The sequence below is a fragment of the Nocardia sp. NPDC019323 genome, assembly GCF_044389845.1.
GTDB classification, from domain to species: domain Bacteria; phylum Actinomycetota; class Actinomycetes; order Mycobacteriales; family Mycobacteriaceae; genus Nocardia; species Nocardia implantans.
Genome location: NZ_JBIRYN010000004.1, coordinates 152,844 through 173,631, shown reverse-complemented (window position 1 = coordinate 173,631; position 20,788 = coordinate 152,844). Strand labels below are relative to the sequence as shown.

The 20,788-nt window shown below is 69.5% G+C and carries 12 protein-coding genes; 6 read left to right on the top strand and 6 right to left on the bottom strand.

Going from position 1 to position 20,788, the window contains the following annotated elements:
* Window positions 1-20: 20 nt before the first annotated feature.
* Complete coding sequence (locus ACH49X_RS17345) at window positions 21-551, bottom strand: hypothetical protein (protein ID WP_195079293.1); 531 nt, start codon at window positions 549-551, stop codon at window positions 21-23.
* Between the two features lie 630 nt (window positions 552-1,181).
* Between ACH49X_RS17345 and ACH49X_RS17340 the strand changes: the two genes are divergently transcribed.
* Together ACH49X_RS17340 and ACH49X_RS17335 are read left to right on the top strand one after the other, a co-directional pair.
* Window positions 1,182-1,958, top strand: coding sequence for an MHYT domain-containing protein (locus tag ACH49X_RS17340; protein ID WP_357205577.1), 777 nt, complete (start codon window positions 1,182-1,184; stop codon window positions 1,956-1,958).
* A 144-nt stretch (window positions 1,959-2,102) separates the two neighbouring features.
* On the top strand, window positions 2,103-3,071 hold the full coding sequence (locus ACH49X_RS17335; protein WP_195079295.1) for a TIGR03557 family F420-dependent LLM class oxidoreductase: 969 nt from the start codon (window positions 2,103-2,105) through the stop codon (window positions 3,069-3,071).
* 21 nt (window positions 3,072-3,092) lie between these two features.
* On the opposite strand, the gene ACH49X_RS17330 is transcribed toward ACH49X_RS17335, so the two are convergent.
* Entirely contained in the window at window positions 3,093-3,554 is a 462-nt protein-coding gene (locus ACH49X_RS17330) for a MarR family winged helix-turn-helix transcriptional regulator (protein ID WP_195079296.1), read from the bottom strand.
* A gap of 113 nt (window positions 3,555-3,667) precedes the next feature.
* On the opposite strand from ACH49X_RS17330, the gene ACH49X_RS17325 reads away from it, so the two are divergent.
* Window positions 3,668-4,315 (top strand): nitroreductase family protein, encoded by a 648-nt coding sequence (locus ACH49X_RS17325; protein ID WP_195079297.1) that lies wholly within the window; start codon window positions 3,668-3,670, stop codon window positions 4,313-4,315.
* A 6-nt stretch (window positions 4,316-4,321) separates the two neighbouring features.
* On the opposite strand, the gene ACH49X_RS17320 is transcribed toward ACH49X_RS17325, so the two are convergent.
* The 3 genes from ACH49X_RS17320 to ACH49X_RS17310 all read right to left on the bottom strand — a co-directional run bounded on the left by ACH49X_RS17320 (window position 4,322) and on the right by ACH49X_RS17310 (window position 7,702).
* Window positions 4,322-4,933: a TetR/AcrR family transcriptional regulator gene (locus tag ACH49X_RS17320; RefSeq protein WP_195079298.1), complete on the bottom strand. Its 612-nt coding sequence runs from the start codon at window positions 4,931-4,933 to the stop codon at window positions 4,322-4,324.
* The gene (locus tag ACH49X_RS17315) at window positions 4,930-6,561 is read right to left on the bottom strand and encodes an FAD-binding oxidoreductase (protein WP_195079299.1); all 1,632 of its coding nucleotides are present in this window, start codon (window positions 6,559-6,561) and stop codon (window positions 4,930-4,932) included. Before ACH49X_RS17315 ends, ACH49X_RS17320 begins: the two co-directional genes overlap by 4 nt.
* Window positions 6,562-6,664: 103 nt before the next feature.
* Window positions 6,665-7,702 carry a cupin domain-containing protein gene (locus ACH49X_RS17310; protein WP_195079300.1) on the bottom strand — a complete coding sequence of 346 codons (1,038 nt, stop codon included), beginning with the start codon at window positions 7,700-7,702 and terminating at the stop codon, window positions 6,665-6,667.
* A gap of 363 nt (window positions 7,703-8,065) precedes the next feature.
* Between ACH49X_RS17310 and ACH49X_RS17305 the strand changes: the two genes are divergently transcribed.
* Window positions 8,066-17,179 carry an amino acid adenylation domain-containing protein gene (locus ACH49X_RS17305; RefSeq protein ID WP_357205573.1) on the top strand — a complete coding sequence of 3,038 codons (9,114 nt, stop codon included), beginning with the start codon at window positions 8,066-8,068 and terminating at the stop codon, window positions 17,177-17,179.
* Here the strand turns inward: ACH49X_RS17305 and ACH49X_RS17300 are convergent.
* Window positions 17,169-18,305: an FAD-dependent oxidoreductase gene (locus ACH49X_RS17300; RefSeq protein WP_357102935.1), complete on the bottom strand. Its 1,137-nt coding sequence runs from the start codon at window positions 18,303-18,305 to the stop codon at window positions 17,169-17,171. The two genes, ACH49X_RS17305 and ACH49X_RS17300, sit on opposite strands and share 11 nt — an antisense overlap.
* Before the next feature lie 182 nt (window positions 18,306-18,487).
* Here ACH49X_RS17300 and ACH49X_RS17295 point away from each other — a divergent pair, with 182 nt between their 5' ends.
* Together ACH49X_RS17295 and ACH49X_RS17290 are read left to right on the top strand one after the other, a co-directional pair.
* Window positions 18,488-19,852 carry a wax ester/triacylglycerol synthase family O-acyltransferase gene (locus ACH49X_RS17295; RefSeq protein ID WP_195079303.1) on the top strand — a complete coding sequence of 455 codons (1,365 nt, stop codon included), beginning with the start codon at window positions 18,488-18,490 and terminating at the stop codon, window positions 19,850-19,852.
* A 165-nt stretch (window positions 19,853-20,017) separates the two neighbouring features.
* Window positions 20,018-20,467 carry a pyridoxamine 5'-phosphate oxidase family protein gene (locus ACH49X_RS17290; RefSeq protein WP_195079304.1) on the top strand — a complete coding sequence of 150 codons (450 nt, stop codon included), beginning with the start codon at window positions 20,018-20,020 and terminating at the stop codon, window positions 20,465-20,467.
* Window positions 20,468-20,788 lie beyond the last annotated feature (321 nt).

The following is a 20,788-nucleotide window of genomic DNA, read 5'->3' as shown; positions in this document are numbered from 1 at the left end:
ATGCCGCGCGGTGGCCAGAGTCACCTGCTGGACATCGAGAGCAGCTGTTGCGGGTCGTCGGCGTAGACCGTGGCGATGACGTTCGCGCGGGCGGCGAGATCACGGGCCAGATCACGGATCTCCTCCGACGCGTCCGGATCGGCGTCGATCCCGGTCAGCAGATCGCGGGTATGGATCGCCGTTGCCTGCGCGCAGCGGCGCAGCCGAGCTTTCGCGACGGTGTCGAGTGCGGCCGGGCTGAGATAGCGCTGAATGTGCTCACCCCGGTCGGTGATCCGGTTGACGACCGATTCGGTCGCCGCGTCGGTGAGCCAGCGTTCCGCGTCGGCCGTGATCTCGAAGACGAGATCGTGGTCTCGGATATCGGTGGGATTGGCGGACGTGGTCAGCAGGGCCATGCTCGCCCGCCCGATCGCGAGGAAGCCGCTCATGGCGTGGGCGAGCTGGACACGCGGGTTTGCTGTCGGCAACCCGTTGAGGCGTTGCCCGACGACGGTGACCCAGCAGGCGAGGTGTTCGGCTCCGGTATCGATCGACGTCACTGTCGGCATAGCGCGACCATACGCCGTTACCCGGGTGAGACATATCAAGAAACGCTGAAAGTTCGCCAGATGTCGCGATTTCGGTGGGGATCGACGTCGGCCGCTACCGGGATTCCCTTGTCGCGCTGCGGTAGGAGGGCCGGGACCGGTGCCTCGATCATCCCGTTCGTGCCACCCGTGAAAGGGTGATCACTGGTGAATCGGAGGCCCGGCGGGGCTGTGCCGCAGAAGGTCCGCTCGGCGCGGTTGTCCCTTCGCCGGCGTTAACTGCGATTGTGCCGGAAGCTGTTCGCCGAAACGGCGCTGCTGCCGTGCGGGCCATCGCATCCGCACGTGCATCCGGCGCTCGACCGCGTCGCGGAGCTCTTCCGCGGGTCGCGCGCGAGAGGTGTGGACCGCACGCTGTCGCCCTGTGGAAGCCAGCGGCTAGCTGGCGGTCGCGCAGGCACTCGGAGAGAAGGATGGCGGATCGAAGGGCTGCCGCTTCGTCAGCCACCAGCGCACTTCCCGCTATCCGAAACTCGTCCTATGTTTTTAAAGAGGATAGTAGTACTCTAAACTATCTACCTGCAGTTCCACTATGTGGGATTCGGGCCTCGTGTCCGTGATGTCCGAATCTATCCAGCGAGGGAGTGTCGCGTGCTGGAAATCGATCACTTCAGCCAGGGATGGCTAACGCCCATCATCGCCTATGTCATGTCGTTCACCGGATCATTGCTAGGACTCCGCTGCGTGGCCAGATCGCGCACTGGCTCCGCGCGCGACGGCTGGCTGATCGCCGCGGCGGTCGCGATCGGCGGCACCGGCATCTGGGTGATGCACTTCATCGCCATGCTCGGCTTCGCCATCGAGGGGGCGACGATCCGGTACGACGTTCCGCTCACCCTGATCAGCGCGCTGATCGCCATCACGGTCGTCTGGATCGGACTGCGCATCGCCCACCAGCGAGCGCTGGGAGCGGTGGGACTGCTGGCCGGCGGCGGCATTACCGGTCTCGGCGTCGGGGCGATGCACTACGCGGGCATGTACGCCATGAAATCCGACGCGACGATCGACTACGACGGACGGATCGTCGCGTTGTCCATGGTGATCGCCGTAGTCGCTGCCACCGCCGCGTTGTGGTTCACGCTGCACACCCGCAGCACGCTCGTCACCGTCGGCGCGGCCCTGGTCATGGGTGTCGCGGTGTCCGGCATGCACTACACGGGCATGTTCGCGATGCATGTGCACGAGGCCGAGCACATGCACGCACCTTCGGGGGCGGGCGCGACGCAGTTGCTCACCCCGCTGATCGTGAGCATCAGCCTGGTGACGGTGCTGCTACTGCTGCATCTGGGTGTCACGGAAGTCGACGACGAGAACACCTATGTGCCGCAGGGCAGGCACGCGGCAAGTTACTGGCCGACCCGGGACTGAGCCGACGGCGCGACGCCGTGTCGCCGATCGGGGGCGGACCGGAGCCGGGCGCGGGGAAGTTTTCGCCGCCGCGTGCCGGGTACGCGCGCCGAGAGCCGGTTCGTGCGGTGACCGGCCGCTCCCAGTCGAAACCAGGAGGTGGCGATGCGCATCGGGTACAAACTGGCGGCCGAGGCATTCGGTCCGAACGAGCTCGTCCGGCAAGCGATTCGAGCGGAAGAGGCTGGCTTCGATTTCGTCGAGATCAGCGATCACTTCCATCCCTGGCTGGACAATCAGGGGCATTCGCCGTTCGCCTGGACCGTGCTCGGAACCATCGCGGCGAAGACCGAACGGATCGGCCTCGCGACCGGCGTGACCTGCCCCATTCTGCGATACCACCCCGCGATCATCGCGCAGGCGGCGGCCACCCTGGCGATCCTGTCGGACAACCGGTTCACCCTCGGCGTCGGCTCGGGTGAACGTCTCAACGAGCATGTCGTCGGCCGGGAATTCCCCTCCGTGCGCATCCGGCATCGCATGCTGCGCGAGGCCATCGAGATCATCCGCTTGCTGTGGAGCGGCGGCTATCAGTCCTATGACGGGGAGTTCCTTTCCCTCTCCGAGGCCCGCGTCTTCGATCTGCCCGAGACACTTCCGCCGATCGCCGTCGCCGGCGGCGGGCCGGATGCCGCCCGCGTCGCCGCCGAACTCGGCGACGGCCTGTTCGCCACCGAGCCGAAGTCGGAAATCGTCGAGTGCTACCGCGCGGCGGGCGGCGCGGGCCCCCGGTACGCGGAAGTCGGCATGGCTTGGGCGCCCGACGAGGAGACGGCCGCGAAGGCCGCGCTCGATACCAGCCGCTGGGCGGTGACCGGATGGAAGGTGATGAGCGAGTTGCCGAATCCGGTCAATTTCGCCGCGGCGACCACCACCGTCCGGCTCGATGACATCCTCGACAACTTCGCCTGTGGCCCGGACCCCGCCCGCTACCTCGACGCCGCCAAGCAGTACACCGATGCAGGCTTCGACCATCTCGTGATGCAGAACGCGGGCCCCGACCCCGACGGCTTCCTCGACTTCTATCGCCGGGAACTCGACAAGCCGCTGCGCGCCCTGACGCCGAGCGCCTGAACTCCGCGCCGCCATGGACCTTCAGCTCGCGCCCGACAGGAGCTTGTCGAGCAGCCGGACCAGCTGTTGGCGCTCCTCCGGCTCGAGGACCGCGAAGGTTCGGCTCAGGTAGTCGGGAACCGCCTTTTCGGCTCTCGCCAGCGCCTGCTGTCCGGCCTCGGTGATCGTCACCGCGTAGGCCCGCCGGTCGGCGGGATCTCTTTCCCGCCGAACGTAGCCTGCTGCCTCGAGGTCGTCGGCGATGCCGACCATCACGCTGCGGTCGATGCGCAGTGTCTCGCTGAGCACGCGCTGCGATCGCGGGCCGACATCGGCCAGCATCTTCAGCACCAGATGCTGGCCGACGCCGAGACCCTGCTGCTGCGCGTGCGTCTCGGCCGCGCGGGCGACAGCGGTGGACACGCGGCACAGGGCGATGTCCGGGCGCTCCGTAGCGAGCCTGCGCAGGTACTCGCCCTGTGCGTGATCGGTCCTGCTCGGCATGGACGCAGCTTAGCAAATCGTCTGTCGGCAGATCGTTTGACGCCAGATCGAATGAATCGTACTGTCACAGATCATCTGTCAGCAGACTATTTTCGAGAAGATGGATTGGCGTCATGTCGTTGCACCTTTCCGCGGACGAAGTACTGTCCACCACGCGCGCTGTGCGCAAACGTCTCGACTTCACGCGGCCGGTGCCGCGCGGGTTGATCGAGGAATGCGTCGACCTGGCGACCCAGGCGCCGACCGGACGCAACCGTCAGCGATGGCACTTCCTCGTCGTCACCGACGACGCGCGGCGCGCGGTGGTCGCCGACATCTTCCGCCGCGCCGTGCATGTCGCGGAGGGACAGCCGCTCACTCCCGCCGATGTGCGGCGCATGTCCGCTCATCCCGCGTCGATGCGACGCATCGGTGAAGGCTTCCAGCACCTGTACGACAACATCCATCGGGTGCCGGCCTTCGTGATTCCGGCCGTGGAAGGCCGCACCGACCGCGCCGGAGTGCTGGAACAGTCCATGACCTGGGGCTCCATCCTCCCCGCGGTCTGGAGTTTCATGCTCGCCGCCCGTGCCCGCGGGCTCGGCACGGTGTGGACCACCGCGCACGCGCCGCTGGAGCGAGAACTCGCCGACGCGCTCGGCGTGCCCTACGAGAAGATCATGCTGGCGGCGTTCCTCCCACTCGCCTTCACCGTCGGCACCGATTTCCGTCCCGCGAAACGTGTTGCCCGCGAAGAGGTCCTGCACTGGAACCAATGGTGAGCACGATCAGGTCCGCGGGGCGGCCGTCGCGCGGATCGTGGTGAACAGGCGCAGGCAGCGCCGGGTCATGTCCTCCGGTGTGTGGCCGGGGTGGTCGCTCCACCAGGAGATGGTGGTGGACACGACGCTGAACCAGAGCGCCAGCAGCAGGGAGTGATCGTCGGGGTCGGTGATGCCGGCGTCGGCCAGAACTTCCGAAACCCCGGCCGATCCCATGCCGTTCAAGGCGTCCTGATAGTGCCGGGCCACCGTGTGGGCCGCACTCGCACGCGGCAGTGTGGGGTCGTAGACGATCTTCCAGTTCTGCGTTCGACCATCGAGCGCGCGGAAGATCCCGGTCAGGGTCGCCAGCGCCCGGTCGTGCGCACCGCGCGCGGACTGCGCAGCCGCGACCGCGTCCACCAGTCCCTGCCCGGCGCGGTGTACGCAAGCCGCGTGCAGTCCGTCGCGGGAGCCGAAGTACGCGTATACGAGCGGCTTGGAAACGCCCGCCGCCGAGGCGATTTCGGCGACCGAAGCCTTGGCGTAGCCGCGTTCACCGAACTCGGTGGTGGCGATGTCGAGAATCTGCTCCTCGCGCCGCTCGCGCGGTACGCCCTTGGTGCCCGGCCTGCTCACCGGTCCTCCCCGACGGGCCGGTGCGCGATGGGGTCGATCAGCACGCCGGGATTGAGGATGCCCGCGGGGTCGAGCGCCGATTTGGCCGCCCGCAGCGCCGCGGCGAACGGGTCGGGGCGCTGGCGGTCGTACCAGGGGCGGTGGTCGCGGCCGACGGCGTGATGGTGGGTGATGGTCGCGCCGTTGCGGTGCAGCGCCTCCGATACGGCGGCCTTGATCTCGTCCCATTGTTCGACGGTCCGCCCCCATCGGCCCGCGGCGTAGATGCCGAAGTACGGCGCGGGCCCGTCCGGGTAGACATGGGTGAACCGGCAGGTGGACACCCCCGTCACACCGGCGGATCGGAACGCGGACGTGGTCGCTTCCTGCACGGCCGCCCGCAGGGCGTCGAAACGGTCCCAGGTGCACGCTGTTTCGAAGGTCTCCACGATCATGGATTGCGCGGCGAGCGCGTCGCGCTGGTAGGGCATGCGCAGGAACGCCGAGCGCCAGGTGTCGGCCGCGCCCGTGCGAACCGAGTCCTCCGCCGAATCGGTGGTGCGGACGCCGTCCGGAATCTCGCCGCCGTGCTCGCGGCAGATCTGCACCGCACGGCGCATCGGCTCGTCGACGGGATGGTCGGCGGACTCGAAGCCGAGGACGAGCACACCGCCCGCCGCGCCGGCGCCCGCGTTGAGGAACGCCTCCACCGGATCCAGCAATCGGCAGTTCGCCGGATACAACGCGGACTGGGCGATGGCGCGCGTCGCGGCCACGGCCGCTGCGAAGTCGCCGAACACCACCGAGGCTCCGGATCGCCAGCGCGGACGGTCCTGCACACGCATCCACGCCTCGGTGATGACGCCGAGCGCGCCCTCCGAGCCGAGGAACAACCGATCGGGTGAGGGACCGGCCCCCGACGCGGGCAGTCTGCGGGATTCGCTGATCCCCGCGGGCGTGACCACCCGCATCGACTCGACCATGTCGTCGATGTGGGTGTAGACGGTGGCGTAGTGGCCGCCCGCCCTGGTGGCCAGCCAGCCGCCGAGCGTGGAGAACTCGAACGACTGCGGGAAGTGCCGCAGCGTCAACCCGTCCGGTCGCAATGCCGCCTCCAGCGCCGGGCCGAGGATGCCCGCTTGGATCCGCGCCGCCCGGCTGGTGCGGTCGAGTTCCACGATTCGATTCAGTCGGCCGGTGTCCAGCGACACCGATCCGGCGTAGGCGTCGGCCTCGCGGAATTCGACACCACCCACCACCGATGTCCCGCCGCCGAACGGCACCACGGCGACGTCGGCGCTCGCGCACCAGTCCAGGATGTCGAGCACGTCTTGCTCGGTTCGTGGCCGCAACACCTGGTCGGGCACGTGGGCGAGACGGCCGAGCAGATTGCGCACCACATCGCGGAATGCCTGCCCGTGGCCGTGCGCGACCCGATCGCCGAGCTCGTCGGAAGCCAAGGGAGCAAGCGCGTCCGGGACCCGGACGCGAGGTGCGGGGACGCGCAACGACATCAGATCCGGCGCCTCGTGCACCGTCAACTCGGCCTCCGGCAGCAGCGCCGCCACGCGCCGGGTGAGGGTTTCCCGCTCGGCGCCGGTCACCGCGTCTTCCCGGTTGCCCCATCCCCACCACGATCTCGTCGCCACCGCATCGCTCCTCGCTGAATTGACTGGATGGTAAATTACCTGACGATCAATCGACGGGGAATGGTCGAGCGCAAGGTTGTGGGCGGCGGGTGCTCAGGCGTGATTACGGGGCGAGTGCGTTGTTGCGCGTGACGATCAACGGATCGGTCGGTGTGAAGGGCAGGTCGGGAAGTTCGTCGAGGGCGACGCCGAATGTCGCCGCGAGTACTTTCCGGGAGTACGCGCTCATCGAGGCGCGGTATCCGATGTCGGCGGGCGTGGGCTGGTCGAAGAAGATCAGCAAGTGGATCTCGGGGGAGTCGACGACTTCGATGTGGTGCGGGTAGGCGCGCGGGACGAAGTACACCTCGCCCTCGCGCACGGTGTAGGTGTCCAAGGCGCCGTCCGGGTCCATGATCGTCATTCGCGCCGAGCCGCGATGGACGTAACCCATTTCGGCGGTCACGGGGTGCCAATGCGGTTCGCGCATGCCGTCTTCGCGCACCCGCAGCGAGTACATCGAGATGTCGTGCAGTGCGGGCCAGAACTGGGCGCGGGCGGTGCGAGCCGACCCGACCGGCGAGTCCACCGGCGCGGGCATCGCCTCGATCGCGAAGTGGTGCGGGTCGCCGTAGTGGGCGGCGTGCGGGATGTCGGGCTCGCCCTCGCGTCGCACGACGAGCTTGGCGGTGGTGTCGCGCCGGATCCTGGCGAAGTCCGCGGCGGGCAGGTCGTAGGTGTTGCCGAGCACCGAATCGGTCATGGCGCCGAGGCTCGCGCTGAATCCGAAGTCCTCCGGTCGTTCGTGCCGGAAGGCGAGGATGAACTCGGCCTCGGTCTCGCCGACGTTCTCCACGTGATGCAGCGCGCCGGAGTCGATGTGGAACATCTCGCCCGCACTCACCAGGAACGACGAGAATCTGCTCGCGTCGTCCAGCACCGAGACCAGTGCCCGCCCCGCGGTGCAATAGGTCAGTTCGGTGGCGTTGGCGTGCCAGTGCGGTTCGCGGATCGCGCCCGGCGCGAGCGTGAGGCGTTTGATCGACAGCCCGCTGAGGATCGGGAAGTTGTCGGCGGTGAGCCGGGTGAGCGAGCCGAGTTCGCTGCGGTGGATCTGCTCGCCCTTCCGTAGGGAGGCGACATGGACGGATGGTGTCTGCACGGTTGCTCCTCGCTCGCGGTCGAAGGATCGGTTTCGCGCGATCGCGCCGTTCTGGGCGTGCGGCAGCCCTGGAGTATCGAGCCGACCGAGTCATAGCAGATGACGATGGAAAGTTATCTTCGCCACAAAAGACACTGCCTGTTCGCGCTGCCCAAACAAGTGTTTTTCACATCACACCATGTCATAGCCCAATCTCGCGCGGGGTAACCCTGAGACCTTTCACAACCTGGGCGCGCCGATCCGATCGGTCTTCGCTAAGGTCCGTTCTGCACGCTCGGGTCATGGTTCACGCATTTGAAGCGCCGCTTCTGGCTCCATAGCCAGAGCGGATGATGATCGACCAGAGAGTGAACTCGCCGCCGCATGACCCCGACACGCCGTTCCGCACGTCGCGCTCAGCACTCCCGAGCACGCAATCTCCTTTTCCCGCAACTGCTCACCGCGGCAGTCGACACGGCCTTCGACGCGGCGGCTGTCCGGTACAATCCGACGGGCGATCCTGCCGATCAGCGTGAGCTCAGCTACCGGGAACTGGACGAGATGTCCTCGCGATGGGCCCGCTACCTGATCGGGCTCGGGGTGGGACCGGGTGACTTCGTCGCGGTGGCCGTCACCCGCTCGATCGAGTCGGTGCTCGCGGTGTGGGCGGTCGCCAAGACCGGCGCCGCCTACGTGCCCGTCGATCCCTCCTATCCGGCGGACCGGGTCGGGCACATGATCGCCGACTGCGGCGCAGGCGTCGGCCTCACCACCTCGGCGCATCGCGCGGCGCTCACCGCGCCCGGCATGACGTGGATCGAACTCGATTCCGAAACCCACCTGGCAGAAGTCGCCGCCGAACCCGGCCACTCGATCTGCTACCTGGATCGGATTCGTCCCCTCACCGAGCAGCACCTCGCCTATCTGATCTACACCTCCGGCTCGACGGGCAAGCCGAAAGGCGTGGCGGTGACCCACGCCGGGCTGGCCGGGCTGGTCGAACACGAGCTCGCCGTCCGTGCGGTGACCCGGGCATCGCGAGTCTCGCATCTGTGCAGCCCGAGCTTCGACTTCTCGGTGATCGAGATGTTGCTGGCCTTCTCGGCGGGCGCGACGCTGGTCGTGGCGCCACCCACGGTGTTCGGCGGTGTCGAACTGGCGGATCTGCTGCGGCGCGAGCGGGTCACGCATCTGTGCATCACCCCCGCGGCACTGGAATCGATCGATCCGGCGGGGTTGGACGACCTCAGGGCCATCCTGTGCGGCGGCGAGCGCGTCGGCCCCGAGCTGGCCGCCCGGTGGGCGACCGGCGGCCGGTCCTTCTACATCGTCTACGGCCCGACCGAGACCACCATCTTCGCCACCGGCACCGAAGCGCTCGGTCCGGGCGACGCGACCCATATCGGCACTCCGGTACCGGGCCTGGGTGTGCATGTGCTGGACGGGCGGCTACGAATGGTGCCCACCGGCGTGATCGGGGAGCTGTATCTGTCCGGACCGGCGCTGGCGCAGGGCTACCTCGGACGCCCCGGAACGACCGCCGACAGGTTCGTCGCGAATCCGTTCGCCGCGACGCCCGGCTCCCGCATGTATCGCACCGGCGATCTGGTGCGGCGGAATTCGGCGGGACTCCTCGAACACCACGGACGGGTGGACTTCCAGGTCAAGATCCGCGGACTGAGGATCGAGCTCGGCGAGATCGACAACGCGCTGACCGCCCACCCCGACATCGACTATGCCGCGACCATCGGCACCACACTCCCGTCCGGCGCCACCGCGCTGGTCTCCTACGTATTACCGCGAGCGAAAGGGGCTCCCGACGGCGGCGAGCGGGTGCGGCTCGACACCGCCGAACTGGCCGATCTCCTGGCGAAAACCCTTCCGGCATACATGATTCCGGCCGCGATCACAGTGCTCGACGAACTGCCGCTCACGCCGGTCGGCAAACTGGATCGCGCCGCGCTTCCGGAGCCGGTGCTCGCCACCCGGCAGTTCCGTGCGCCCGCCACGCCGACCGAGCGGATGGTCGCCGACGTCTTCGCCGCGCTGCTCCTCCCGCCGGGCGAGTGCGGCCCCGCCCGGGTCGGCGCGAACGACGACTTCTTCGAACTGGGTGGCAATTCGCTGATCGCGACGCGGGCGGCGGCGCGGCTCGGCGCCGCGCTCGGCGTTCGTGTCCCGGTCACGCTGCTGTTCGAGGCCTCGGTGGTGGCGAGACTGGCCGAACGACTGAACGAACTGGGCCGAGTCGCCCATCCGGCGCCGCGACCGATGACGCGACCGGAGCGGGTGCCGCTGTCGTATGCCCAGCGACGGATGTGGTTCCTGAATCGCTTCGACCCGGCCGGAGCGAGCAACAACATCCCCCTGGCGGTGCGGTTGAGCGGACAGCTGGACGTGGACGCGCTGCGGGCGGCGATCCGGGATCTGGTCGAGCGGCACGAGGTGCTGCGCACCAGCTATCCGGAGTACGACGGGGCGGGCACCCAGCGCGTGCACGCCATCTCGGAGCCGGGCGCGGTGCCCGAGCTGACGGTGCTCGACGTCGGCGAGGCCGAGATCCTCGAACGCACGGTGGCCGCGGTGGTCGACGGCTTCGACGTCACGGCCGCGCCGCCGATCCGGCTGCGTCTGCTGCGCTCGAGCGAGACCGAGCACGTGCTGGTCGGCGTGGTCCATCACATCGCCGCCGACGGTTCCTCGATGGGCCCGTTGACCGCCGACCTGATGAGCGCCTACTCGGCCCGGATCGCGGGCCGCGCTCCGGATTGGCAGCCGCTGCCCGTGCAGTACGCGGACTACGCGCTGTGGCAGCGCGAAACGCTCGGTGCGGAAAGCGATCCGGACTCGACACTGGCCCGTCAGATCGGCTTCTGGCGAGAGCGGCTGGCCGACCTGCCGGAACGACTGGACCTACCCGCCGACCGGCCGCGCCCCTCGGTGTTCTCCGGACGCGGCGCCACTCACGAATTCAAGATCGACGCGACGGTGCACGCCGCGCTGCAGCGGCTGGCGCACCGCCACGACGCGACACTGTTCATGGTCGCGCACGCCGCCTACGCGGTGCTGCTGGCCCGGCTGTCGAACACCCGTGACATCACCGTCGGCGCGCCGGTGGCCGGTCGCGGCGAGACCGCGGTGGACGGCCTGATCGGCATGTTCGTCAACACGCTCGCGCTGCGCACCGAAATCGACCCCGGCCACACCTTCGCCGAGTTGCTCGAGCAGGTACGCGGCCGCGACATCGAGGCGTTCGGCCATGCCGACGTGCCGTTCGAACGCCTGGTGGAGGTGCTGGACCCGGTGCGGTCGAGCGCGCACCACCCGCTGTTCCAGACCATGCTGACCTTCCAGAACTTCACCCCGACGGCGCTGGAACTGCCCGGCCTGCGAGTATCCCCGGTGGATTTCGCGCTGCCGCTGGCGAAATTCGACCTCGAGTTGACCATGGTTCCGCACGAGGACGAGCGGACGCCGCTGGGCATCTCGGCGGCGTTCACCTATTCCGCCGACCTGTTCGACGAGGCCACGGTGGCGGCATTCGCCCGGCGGCTGTGCGCGATCCTCGCGGCCGTCGCGGATTCGGCGGATCGGGCGATCGGGGAGATCGAACTGCTCGACCCCGTGGAGCGCACCACGATCCTGACTGGGTGGAACGACACCGGGCACCCGGTCGCCGCGGGCCTGGTGCTCGACGGGTACCGGCGTGCGGTGGCCCGGTATCCGGACGAGATCGCGGTCGTCCACGCGGACACGCGGCTGACCTACCGCGAGTTCGACCAGCGGGTCAACCGGCTCGCCCGGGTGCTCGTCGACCACGGCGTCGGCCCCGAAACCGTTGTTGCGCTGTCGGTCCGGCGATCGCTGGACCTCGTGACCGGCATGTACGCGATTCTCACCGCAGGCGGCGCGTACCTGCCGCTCGACCCGGATCACCCCGCCGAGCGGATCGCGCACGTGCTCGACCTCGCCCGACCGGTCTGCGTGCTCACCAGGTCCGCCGACGCGATTCCGCTGCCCGATCATGTCGCCGTCCTGCTTCTGGACGACCTCGGCGCGGATCAGCGCTCGGGCGCCGCCCTTGATCCTGGCGAACTTTCGGGGGCGGTGCGGCCGCAGCACCCCGCCTATGTGATCTTCACATCCGGTTCGACCGGACGTCCGAAAGGCGTGGTGGTCTCGCACGCCGCGATCGACAACCAGATCGAGTGGATGCTCCACCGGTACCCCCTGGGTCCGCGCGAGGTGTACCTGCAGAAGACCGCGGCCACCTTCGACGTCGCCTTGTGGGGCTACCTGATGCCGCTGCGCGCGGGCGCGAAACTCGTGCTCGCCGACCACGACGGGCACCGTGACGCGGACTACCTCGCCGCCACCGTCGCCGCGCACGGCGTCACGGTCACCGATTTCGTGCCCTCGATGCTCACCGAGTTCGCCGCGCACGCGACGCCGGAACGCCTTGCGACACTGCGAGATCTGTTCGTCATCGGGGAAGCGCTCGCGCCGGAGACCGTCCGGGCGGTCCGCGCGGTCACCGGCGCGCGGGTGCACAACCTGTACGGCCCCACGGAGGCGGCGGTCTCGGTGACGTACTGGCCCGCCGGAACAGGCGACGGCGCGACGGTGCCGATCGGCCGGCCGCAGTGGAACACGCGGGTATACGTGCTGGATTCGCGCCTGCGGCCGGTTCCGGCCGGGGTACCGGGCGAGCTGTACCTGGCCGGGGATCAGCTCGCCCGCGGTTACGTGCGGCAGGCGGCGCTGACCGCCGGCCGTTTCGTCGCCAACCCGTTCGAGCGCGGGAGGCGGATGTACCGCACCGGCGATCTGGCGCTCTGGCGCGCGCCGCGCGCCGACGAGCCCCAGCGCCTGGAATACCTCGGGCGCACCGACTTCCAGGTCAAATTCCGCGGCCAGCGCATCGAACTCGGTGAGATCGAGACCGCGTTGCTCGCGCAGCCGTCGGTGAGTCAAGCGGTCGCGGCGGTGGTGCCCTCGCCGTCGGGCGAGCGGCTGGCGGCCTATGTGGTCGCGCGACCGGGGCAGGTCGTCGATCGCGGCGAACTCGTGGCCGGGATGTCGGCGGTCCTGCCCGCCTACATGATCCCGTCCGCACTGGTGGAGCTGACCGCGCTGCCGCTGAACGCGAGCGGGAAACTCGATCGCTCGGCGCTGCCCGAGCCCGCGGTCGAGAGCAAGGCGTTCCTGGCGGCGCGCACGCCCGTCGAACAAGCCGTCGCGCAGGTGTTCGCCGAGCTGCTCGGTGTCGAACGCGTGGGCATCGACGACGACTTCTTCGCGCTGGGCGGCAATTCGTTGATCGCGACCAGGGCCGTCGCGCGGGTGAACGAGGTGCTCGGATCGCGGGTCACCGTGCGGGAACTGTTCGAGGCGCCCGTGGTGAGCGCACTCGCCGCGAAGGTGGCCGCCGGTGGGGCAGGAAACGCTCGCGCGCCTTTGACGCGCTCGCCACGGCCGGATCGGATACCGCTGTCGCTCGCGCAGCAGCGGATGTGGTTGCTCAACCGGCTCGAGCCGGACTCGCCCGCCTACAACATGCCCTTCGCCGTCCGGCTGACCGGCGCCCTCGACCTGCCCGCGCTGCGCCACGCGATCGCCGACGTGATCGAACGGCACGAGGTGCTGCGCACCCGCTACCCGGTCGACGCCGACGGGCAGCCGTATCAAGAGGTCCTGCCGACCGGCGCGGCCCTTCCCGACGGCATCGCGATCGAGCACGGAATCACCGACGTCGCGACCGTGGTGGCGGCGCTGATGTCCGCGGGCTTCGACGTGACCGCGGCCGCGCCCGTCCGGCTGAGGCTGTTCACCTCGGGCGAAGATCACCTGCTCGTCATCGTGACCCACCACATCGCCGCGGACGGGTCGTCGCTCGCGCCGCTGGCCCGCGACCTGGTGACCGCCTACGCGGCCCGGCGCGGCGGCGGCACGCCCGGCTGGTCGCCGCTGCCGGTGCAGTACGCCGATTACGCGATCTGGCAGCATGCCGCGATCGGATCCGATGACGACGAGAATTCCGTCGCGGCGCACCAATTGTCGTATTGGCGTGGGCAACTGGCCGGGCTCGCCGGACCGCTGGAACTGCCCACCGACCGCCCGCGGCCGTCGACGGTCTCGGCCCGCGGCGCGTCGACCGGCTGCACGATCCCGGCGCGGGTCGACGAGCGGCTGGCCGAGATCGCGCGTGAGCACAACGCGACGCCGTTCATGGTGTTGCACGCGGCGCTCGCCACGCTGATCGGGCGTCTGTGCGGGGGCACGGACGTCGTCATCGGCACCCCGGTGGCGGGGCGCGGTGAACGTGCGCTCGACGAGCTGGTCGGGATGTTCGTCAACACGTTGGCGCTGCGCGTCGACGTCGAGCCCGCCCTGACGTTCCACGATCTCGTCGAACGGTCCCGTGCGGCGGCTCTGTCGGCCTTCGCCAACGCGGATGTGCCCTTCGAGCGCGTGGTCGAGGAGGCCGACCCCGCGCGAACGGGCGCGCGCGCGTCGCTGTTCCCGGTGATGCTGTCGTTCCAGAACATCGAGCAGCCCGACCTGGAGTTGCCGGAGCTGACGGTCACCGCCGTGGACAACGGCGCGATCACGGCCAAATTCGACCTGCACGTGGTCGTCGAGCCACGCGTGCGCGGCGACGGCCGGACGGAATCGGCGGTGACCTTCACCTACGCCACCGACCTGTTCGACGAAGCGACCGTGCGCGCCTTCGCTCGCCGGTTCGAGCGCATCGTGTCCGCGGTCGCCGAAGATCCCTCGGTGCGGGTGTGGGACATCGACATCCTGGACGAGAGCGAACGCCGCCCGGCGGTCTCGCGGTCGCACGAGCCGCCGGCCGGGATCGCCCCCGCGCCGACCCTGCCCGAGCTGATCGCCGAGCGGGCTCGGCGCGCACCGGAGGCGCAGGCCGTGCGGTGCGGCGCTGCCACGCTGAGCTTCGGCGCGTTGCACCGGCAGGCGAATCGCGTCGCCCGCGCGCTGATCGCGGCCGGAGCCGGGCCGGAAACCGTTGTCGCCGTGGCTGTCGGGCGCACCGAACAGCTCCCGGTCGCGTTGCTCGGTGTGCTGGCCGCCGGTGCCGCGTACCTGCCCGTCGACCTCAGCTATCCGGCGCAGCGGCAGGCCTTCGTGCTCGCCGACGCGGCGCCGGTGTGCGTGCTGACCACCGCCGCCGAGCGGTCGGCCCTTCCGGACACCGCACTGCCCACCGTTCTGCTGGAGGAGGCGGCGGAGTTCTCCGACGATCCGATCACCGACGCCGACCGGGTTGCGCCGTTGCTGCCGGACAACCTCGCCTACGTCATCTACACCTCGGGATCGACGGGCGTGCCGAAGGGCGTGGGCGTGACGCATCGCAATGCGGTGCGGTTGTTCGCCGAGGCGCAACCGCTGTTCGAATTCGGCGAGCGCGACGTCTGGACGTTGTTCCATTCCTTCGCGTTCGACTTCTCGGTGTGGGAACTGTGGGGCGCGCTGGTGACCGGCGGCACCGTCGTCGTGGTCGACTACGCGACATCGCGCTCACCGGAACTGTTGCGCGAGTTGCTGATTCGCGAGCGGGTGACGGTGCTGAACCAGACGCCGTCGGCGTTCTGCCAACTGATCGACGCCGACCGCGACGCCCCGGCCGGATCCGGTGAATTCGCGCTGCGGTATGTGATCTTCGGCGGTGAGGCGCTGGATCTGCGGCAGCTGCGACGCTGGCGCGAGGGCCATCCGGGGGACTCGCCGCGACTGGTCAACATGTACGGCATCACGGAGACCACCGTGCACGTCTCGTTCCTCGACGTCGGCGCGGAACTGACGGACAGCCCGGCCAGCCTGATCGGCCGCGCGCTGCCAGGGCTGGACACCCATGTGCTGGACATCCGCTTGCGACCGGCCCCGACCGGCACTCCCGGCGAGATCTATGTCGCCGGTGATCAGCTCGCCCGCGGCTACGCGGGACGGCCAGGACTCACCGCGACGCGCTTCGTCGCGAATCCGTTCGGACCGCCCGGCTCACGGATGTACCGCTCGGGTGACCTCGCGCGCTGGGGCCGCTTCGGCGGCGAGGCCGGGCTGGCCTACGCCGGCCGCGGCGACCAGCAGGTGCAGTTGCGGGGATTCCGGATCGAACTGGGGGAAATCGAAGCGGCGCTGGTGCGGTGCTCCGGTGTGCGTCAGGCCGTCGCGCTGGTCCGGACCGATCCCACGCTCGGCGATCAGCTCGTGGGCTACGTCCTGCCCGAGCCGGGTGCGCGGCCGGATCCGGCCGAGGTACGCGACCAGGTGGCCGCGTATCTGACCGGCTACATGGTGCCCGCCGCGATCGTCGTGATCGATGCTCTCCCGTTGACCCCCAACGGCAAGCTCGACAAGCGAGCGCTGCCCGCGCCGGTCTTCCGCGCCCGCGAGTTCCGCGCGGCCGTCACTCCCGTGGAAGCGACCGTCGCCGCCGCCTTCGCCGCGGTGCTCGGCGCCGAGCGCTTCGGCATGGACGACAACTTCTTCGAACAGGGCGGCAACTCCCTGCTCGCCGCGAAGCTGACCCTTCGGCTGTCCTCCGCGCTCGGCACGCGGATTCCGGTGATGCGGGTGTTCACCGCGCCCACCCCCGCGGAACTGGTCGCCGACCTGGCTCGCCGGGCGAGCGGCGAAGTCCAGACCGAGGCGGCCTTCGACCTGCTGCTGCCGCTGCGGCCGGGCGGTTCGGCCGCGCCGCTGTTCTGCGTGCATCCGGTGTCGGGAATCTCCTGGTCGTATGCCGGGCTCGCCGCCTACCTCGACCCGCAACGACCGCTCTATGGCCTGCAGACTCCCGTGCTGGCGAGCGACGCGGTCATGCCGGGTTCGATCGAGGAATGGGCCCGCCGCTACGTCGAGCTGATCCGCGCGAAACAGCCGACCGGTCCTTACCATCTGCTCGGTTGGTCCTTCGGCGGCGTCATCGCGCACGAGATGGCGGTCCAGCTGCAACGCGAAGGCGAGCGAGTCGCGCTGCTCGCGGTGATGGACAGCTACATGGCGGATCCGCCCGGCACGCCGCCGGGTGACGCGGGCCAGGTCCCGGTGGCCGAATTGATCGGCGGTCTGCTGGGCGAGCAGGCCGGCGATCTCGGCAGCGTCGCGGATGTGGACTGGGCCGCGCTGCCGGAGAGAATGGCCGGACTTCCGGAACCCTTCGCGTCGTTCGGCTCCGACCGCGTCACCCGGATCCTCGACGCGGCCGTGCACTCGGTCGCGCTGCGCGGCGCCTACGACCCGCCGGTCTACCGGGGCGACGTCATCTATTTCACCGCCGCGCTCGACGATCCGACCGGCTGTCTCGGTGCGTCGATCTGGAGCGAGGTGGTCGACGGACGCGTGCACAACCACCTGGTGCCGACGACGCATTGGCGGATGACCGTGGCATCCGGTCTGGCCGAGATCGCCAGGGTGCTGACCCGCGCCTGGCGGGCGGCAGAACCGGACGGGGACGAGCCGGTCAGCCGGTGAACCAGCGGCGCAGCCTGGCCTCGGCCGCGGCGGCCTTCTCCCGCGCGAGTTCCGCCGACGGCGCGGTGAACGGCGCGACCGGCGCGGGGCCGGAGAGGAAATCGGCCTCCACTTTGCCGACCAGCCCGCCGCCGAACTCGATGTGGCAGGTGCCACGCCCACGGTAGCGTTCCGGCGGAGCGAGGCCGTGCAACCGCGCCCCGATGGCCGCGGCGACCGTGCCCGCGGCGTCCTCGGCGAACACACCCGCCCGGGGGACCGGTGCGTCGGCGCAGTCACCGAGCGCGTAGACGCCCGGATACGGCGTCTCGAGGGTGTGCGGGTCGACGGCGATCCAGCCGTCCGTCCCGCCCTCGGTGAGCCCCGACGCCGCGACGACCGCGGGCACCCGGTGCTTGGGGATTCCGATGAACAGGTCGTAGGGCACATCGCCGGTCTCGGTGAGCGCCATGCGCCGGGCCGGATCGAGCGCGTGCACCGCGCGCCCCGGCGCGTAGGCGATGCCACGCCCGGCCAGCGCTTCGACGATCGCGGCGGACGTGTCGGCCGACACCGGGATCGGTGCGTCCATCGGGGTGAGGAATCGCATGTCGGTGCGGCTCCTGACCCCGCGCCGGGCGAGCGTCTCGTGCAGGAGCATCGCGCCTTCGTACGGCGCGGGCGGGCACTTGAACGGAACACCGAGCACCGCCAGGACCACGGCCCCGCCGTCGAAGCGCGCGATGCGTTCGCGCAACCGGCGGGCGCCCTCGATCGAGTAGTACTCGTAGCCGTCTTCGGCGAAGCCGGGGGTCGCCCCGGGGTCGTAGTCGGCGCCCAGCGCGACGACGAGGATGTCGGGGTCGTAGACCGCCTGATCGGTGCGTACCCGGCGGGCCACCGGGTCGATCGCGGTGACCTCCTCCTGCCGGAATTCCACGCGCGGATGGGTGAAGCGGGAGTACGGCACCCGCGCGGTCTCCGGCGACAGGTCACGGAACAGGATGTCCAGTTTTGCGAAGCCGAAGGTGAACGAGTCGCTCCGGTCGATGACGACGACACGGAACTCGTCGGCCGGCGAATCCGACAGACGGGTGGCCAGCTCCAGCCCTCCGAACCCCGCACCGAGAATGAGTACGGTTCGCATACGCCGATTCTTCTCCTGCCTGCGCCGCCGAGTCGAGCGCTTGCGGTCCCCCCGGCGACCGAGGTCCCCGCGGCGGCCCGCGCCGTGGCCGGAGTGCTCTGCATTCGGTGACCTTCGGCCATCATCTGCGCCCGCGCCCCGCGCGATGCTGGAAGGACCAAGCGACTTGAACGAGCATCCGCATGACAGAATTACGCCCCCTCGATTCGGGCTTCATGGAACTAGAGGACGCCGACCGGCACATCAGTCTCGGCATCGGCGCGGTGGCGATCGTCGCCGGAGCCCCGCCGAGCCGCTCCGAGCTGAGCGGCGTTGTCGCGAGGGGGGTGGAGCGGAACGCGCGCCTGCGCCAGAAGGTGCGCCGCGCGCCGCTCGACCTGACCGTGCCGGTGTGGGAGGACGACCCGGATTTCGATCTGGCGCACCACATCCGGTGGACCGCGCTGCCCACGCCGGGTGACGAGACCGCGTTGTGCGAACTGGTGGCCACGGAGCTGGAGGAGCGACTCGATCGCGATCATCCGCTGTGGCAGTGCGTCGTCGTCGAACACCTCGCGGGAGACCGCTGGGCACTGCTGGTCAAAGCGCATCACAGCCTGGTGGACGGCGTTTCCGGGATCTCGGTGTTCCAGAGTTTCTGCGATGCCGTGACCGGGGAGCCGCGGGACACCGCCGAGCCGCAGGGGCGTACCGAGGTGCGCTGGCCGGATCTGGTTCGTGAGGTGTCGCGGCTGCCCGTCGTGTTGCCGCGGTCGGTGGCAGCCATGACGCGGGGCCTGGCTCCGCTGCTGTCCGCCCTCGTGTCGCCTGCCGTGGAGTCCTCGCTCAACGGCCCCATCGGACGGCAGCGCCGGTATGTCGTGGCCCGCGCCGCCTTGGCGGATGTCCATGAGATCGGTGCGGCGTTCGATGTCACGGTCAACGATGTCGTCCTGGCGGCGGTCGCCGCCGCTTATCGTGAACTGCTGGTCGGCCGCGGCGAACGGCTGTCGCCGGACAAACTGCGTATCCTCGTCCCGGTCTCGATGCGGTCCGAACAGGCGAAATACACCCTGGACAACCGGGTTTCGGCGGTACTGCCGTTCCTGCCGATCGAAATCGCCGACCCGGTGGAGCGGCTGAAGACGATCCGGGAGCGGATGAACCGGCACAAGTCGGGCGGCCAAGCGCAAGCGGAGGACTCGGTGCTCGCGTTGGCGGGCCTGCTGCCGTTCGCGCCCCTGGCGTGGACTTTCCGTCTGCTGGCGCGGTTTCCGCAACGAACCGTCGGCGCGTTGGTGACGAATGTGCCCGGTCCGCGGGAAGAACTGACCGTGCGCGGGCAGGTGGTCTCGCAGCTGCTGCCCGCCATGCCGATCGCGATGCGGTTGCGCACCGCGATCGCGGTCCTCAGCTATGCGGGCCACCTGACCTTCGGCATCACCGGGGATTACGACACCGCGCCCGACGTCGCCGTGCTCGCCGAAGGCATCGAGCGAGAGATCCGGCGGCTGCGGGAGCGTGCCGGGATCCGGCGACCGTCCAGGCCGGAGGTGACCTTGCCGTGACGCGCCTTTCCGGCGTGGTCTGCCTGCCTCCGGGATCGGCCGTGCGAAGAGGACGGATCGGGGACTTTCTGCCCTGTCCGGCAGGGGGACTCGGTGATGGTACGGGAGGCCGTGGTGGCGAGTGAAGACCGGAATCGCACACGCGACGCGCCCCGGGGCGAGTTCATGATCGCCTCCAACGGCCTCGCCGACAACGGCGCGCAGGCCCGTACGGTGGTCGAGATCGACCGTGAGGAGGCGTTGCGGTTGCTGGCGGGCGTCGCCTACGGCCGCGTGGTGTACACCCGCGACGCGCTGCCCGCGATCCGCCCGGTCAACCATTTCGTCGACGGCGGTGTGGTCATCGTGCGAACCCGGGTCACCTCGCGGCTCACCGACACCGTCCGTGCCGATCCCTCGGTCGTCGTGGCCTACGAGGCCGACGACATCGACGCGGTGACCCATGCGGGCTGGTCGGTCGTCGTGACCGGTCTCGCCCGCACGGTCACCGATCCGGAACGAATCGCCCGCTATACGCGCCTGCTTCGCCCGTGGGCCGACGGGGTCATGGACACCGTCGTCGCGATCGAACCCACGATCGTGACGGGAGTCCGGCTGCTCGGCGAGGAAGGGTAGCCCTCGCCGGAGGAAGATCGTCATGACCGCCGAGACGCCTGGTGGTGGGCGGCGGTCACAGATCCACGTGATGGGCTCGGTCGCTCCGGGCGGGTGACAGCTGCGTTTCAAGAGATCGCGTGGTGCCGGTGATTTGTCCGTCGGCGTCGTGCCCCGCCTGCGGTGGGAGACCGCGCGCCAATTTGCCGCACTCTCCTACCGATAATTCTTTGCGAAGACGTATCCGGCGGACCGGTACGCGGCTTCGCCGCCGACCGGTTCGGTTCCGGTCGAAATGCCTTGGACGCCGTGCCGGTGCGAGCCCGGCGCGAAAGTCCTGCA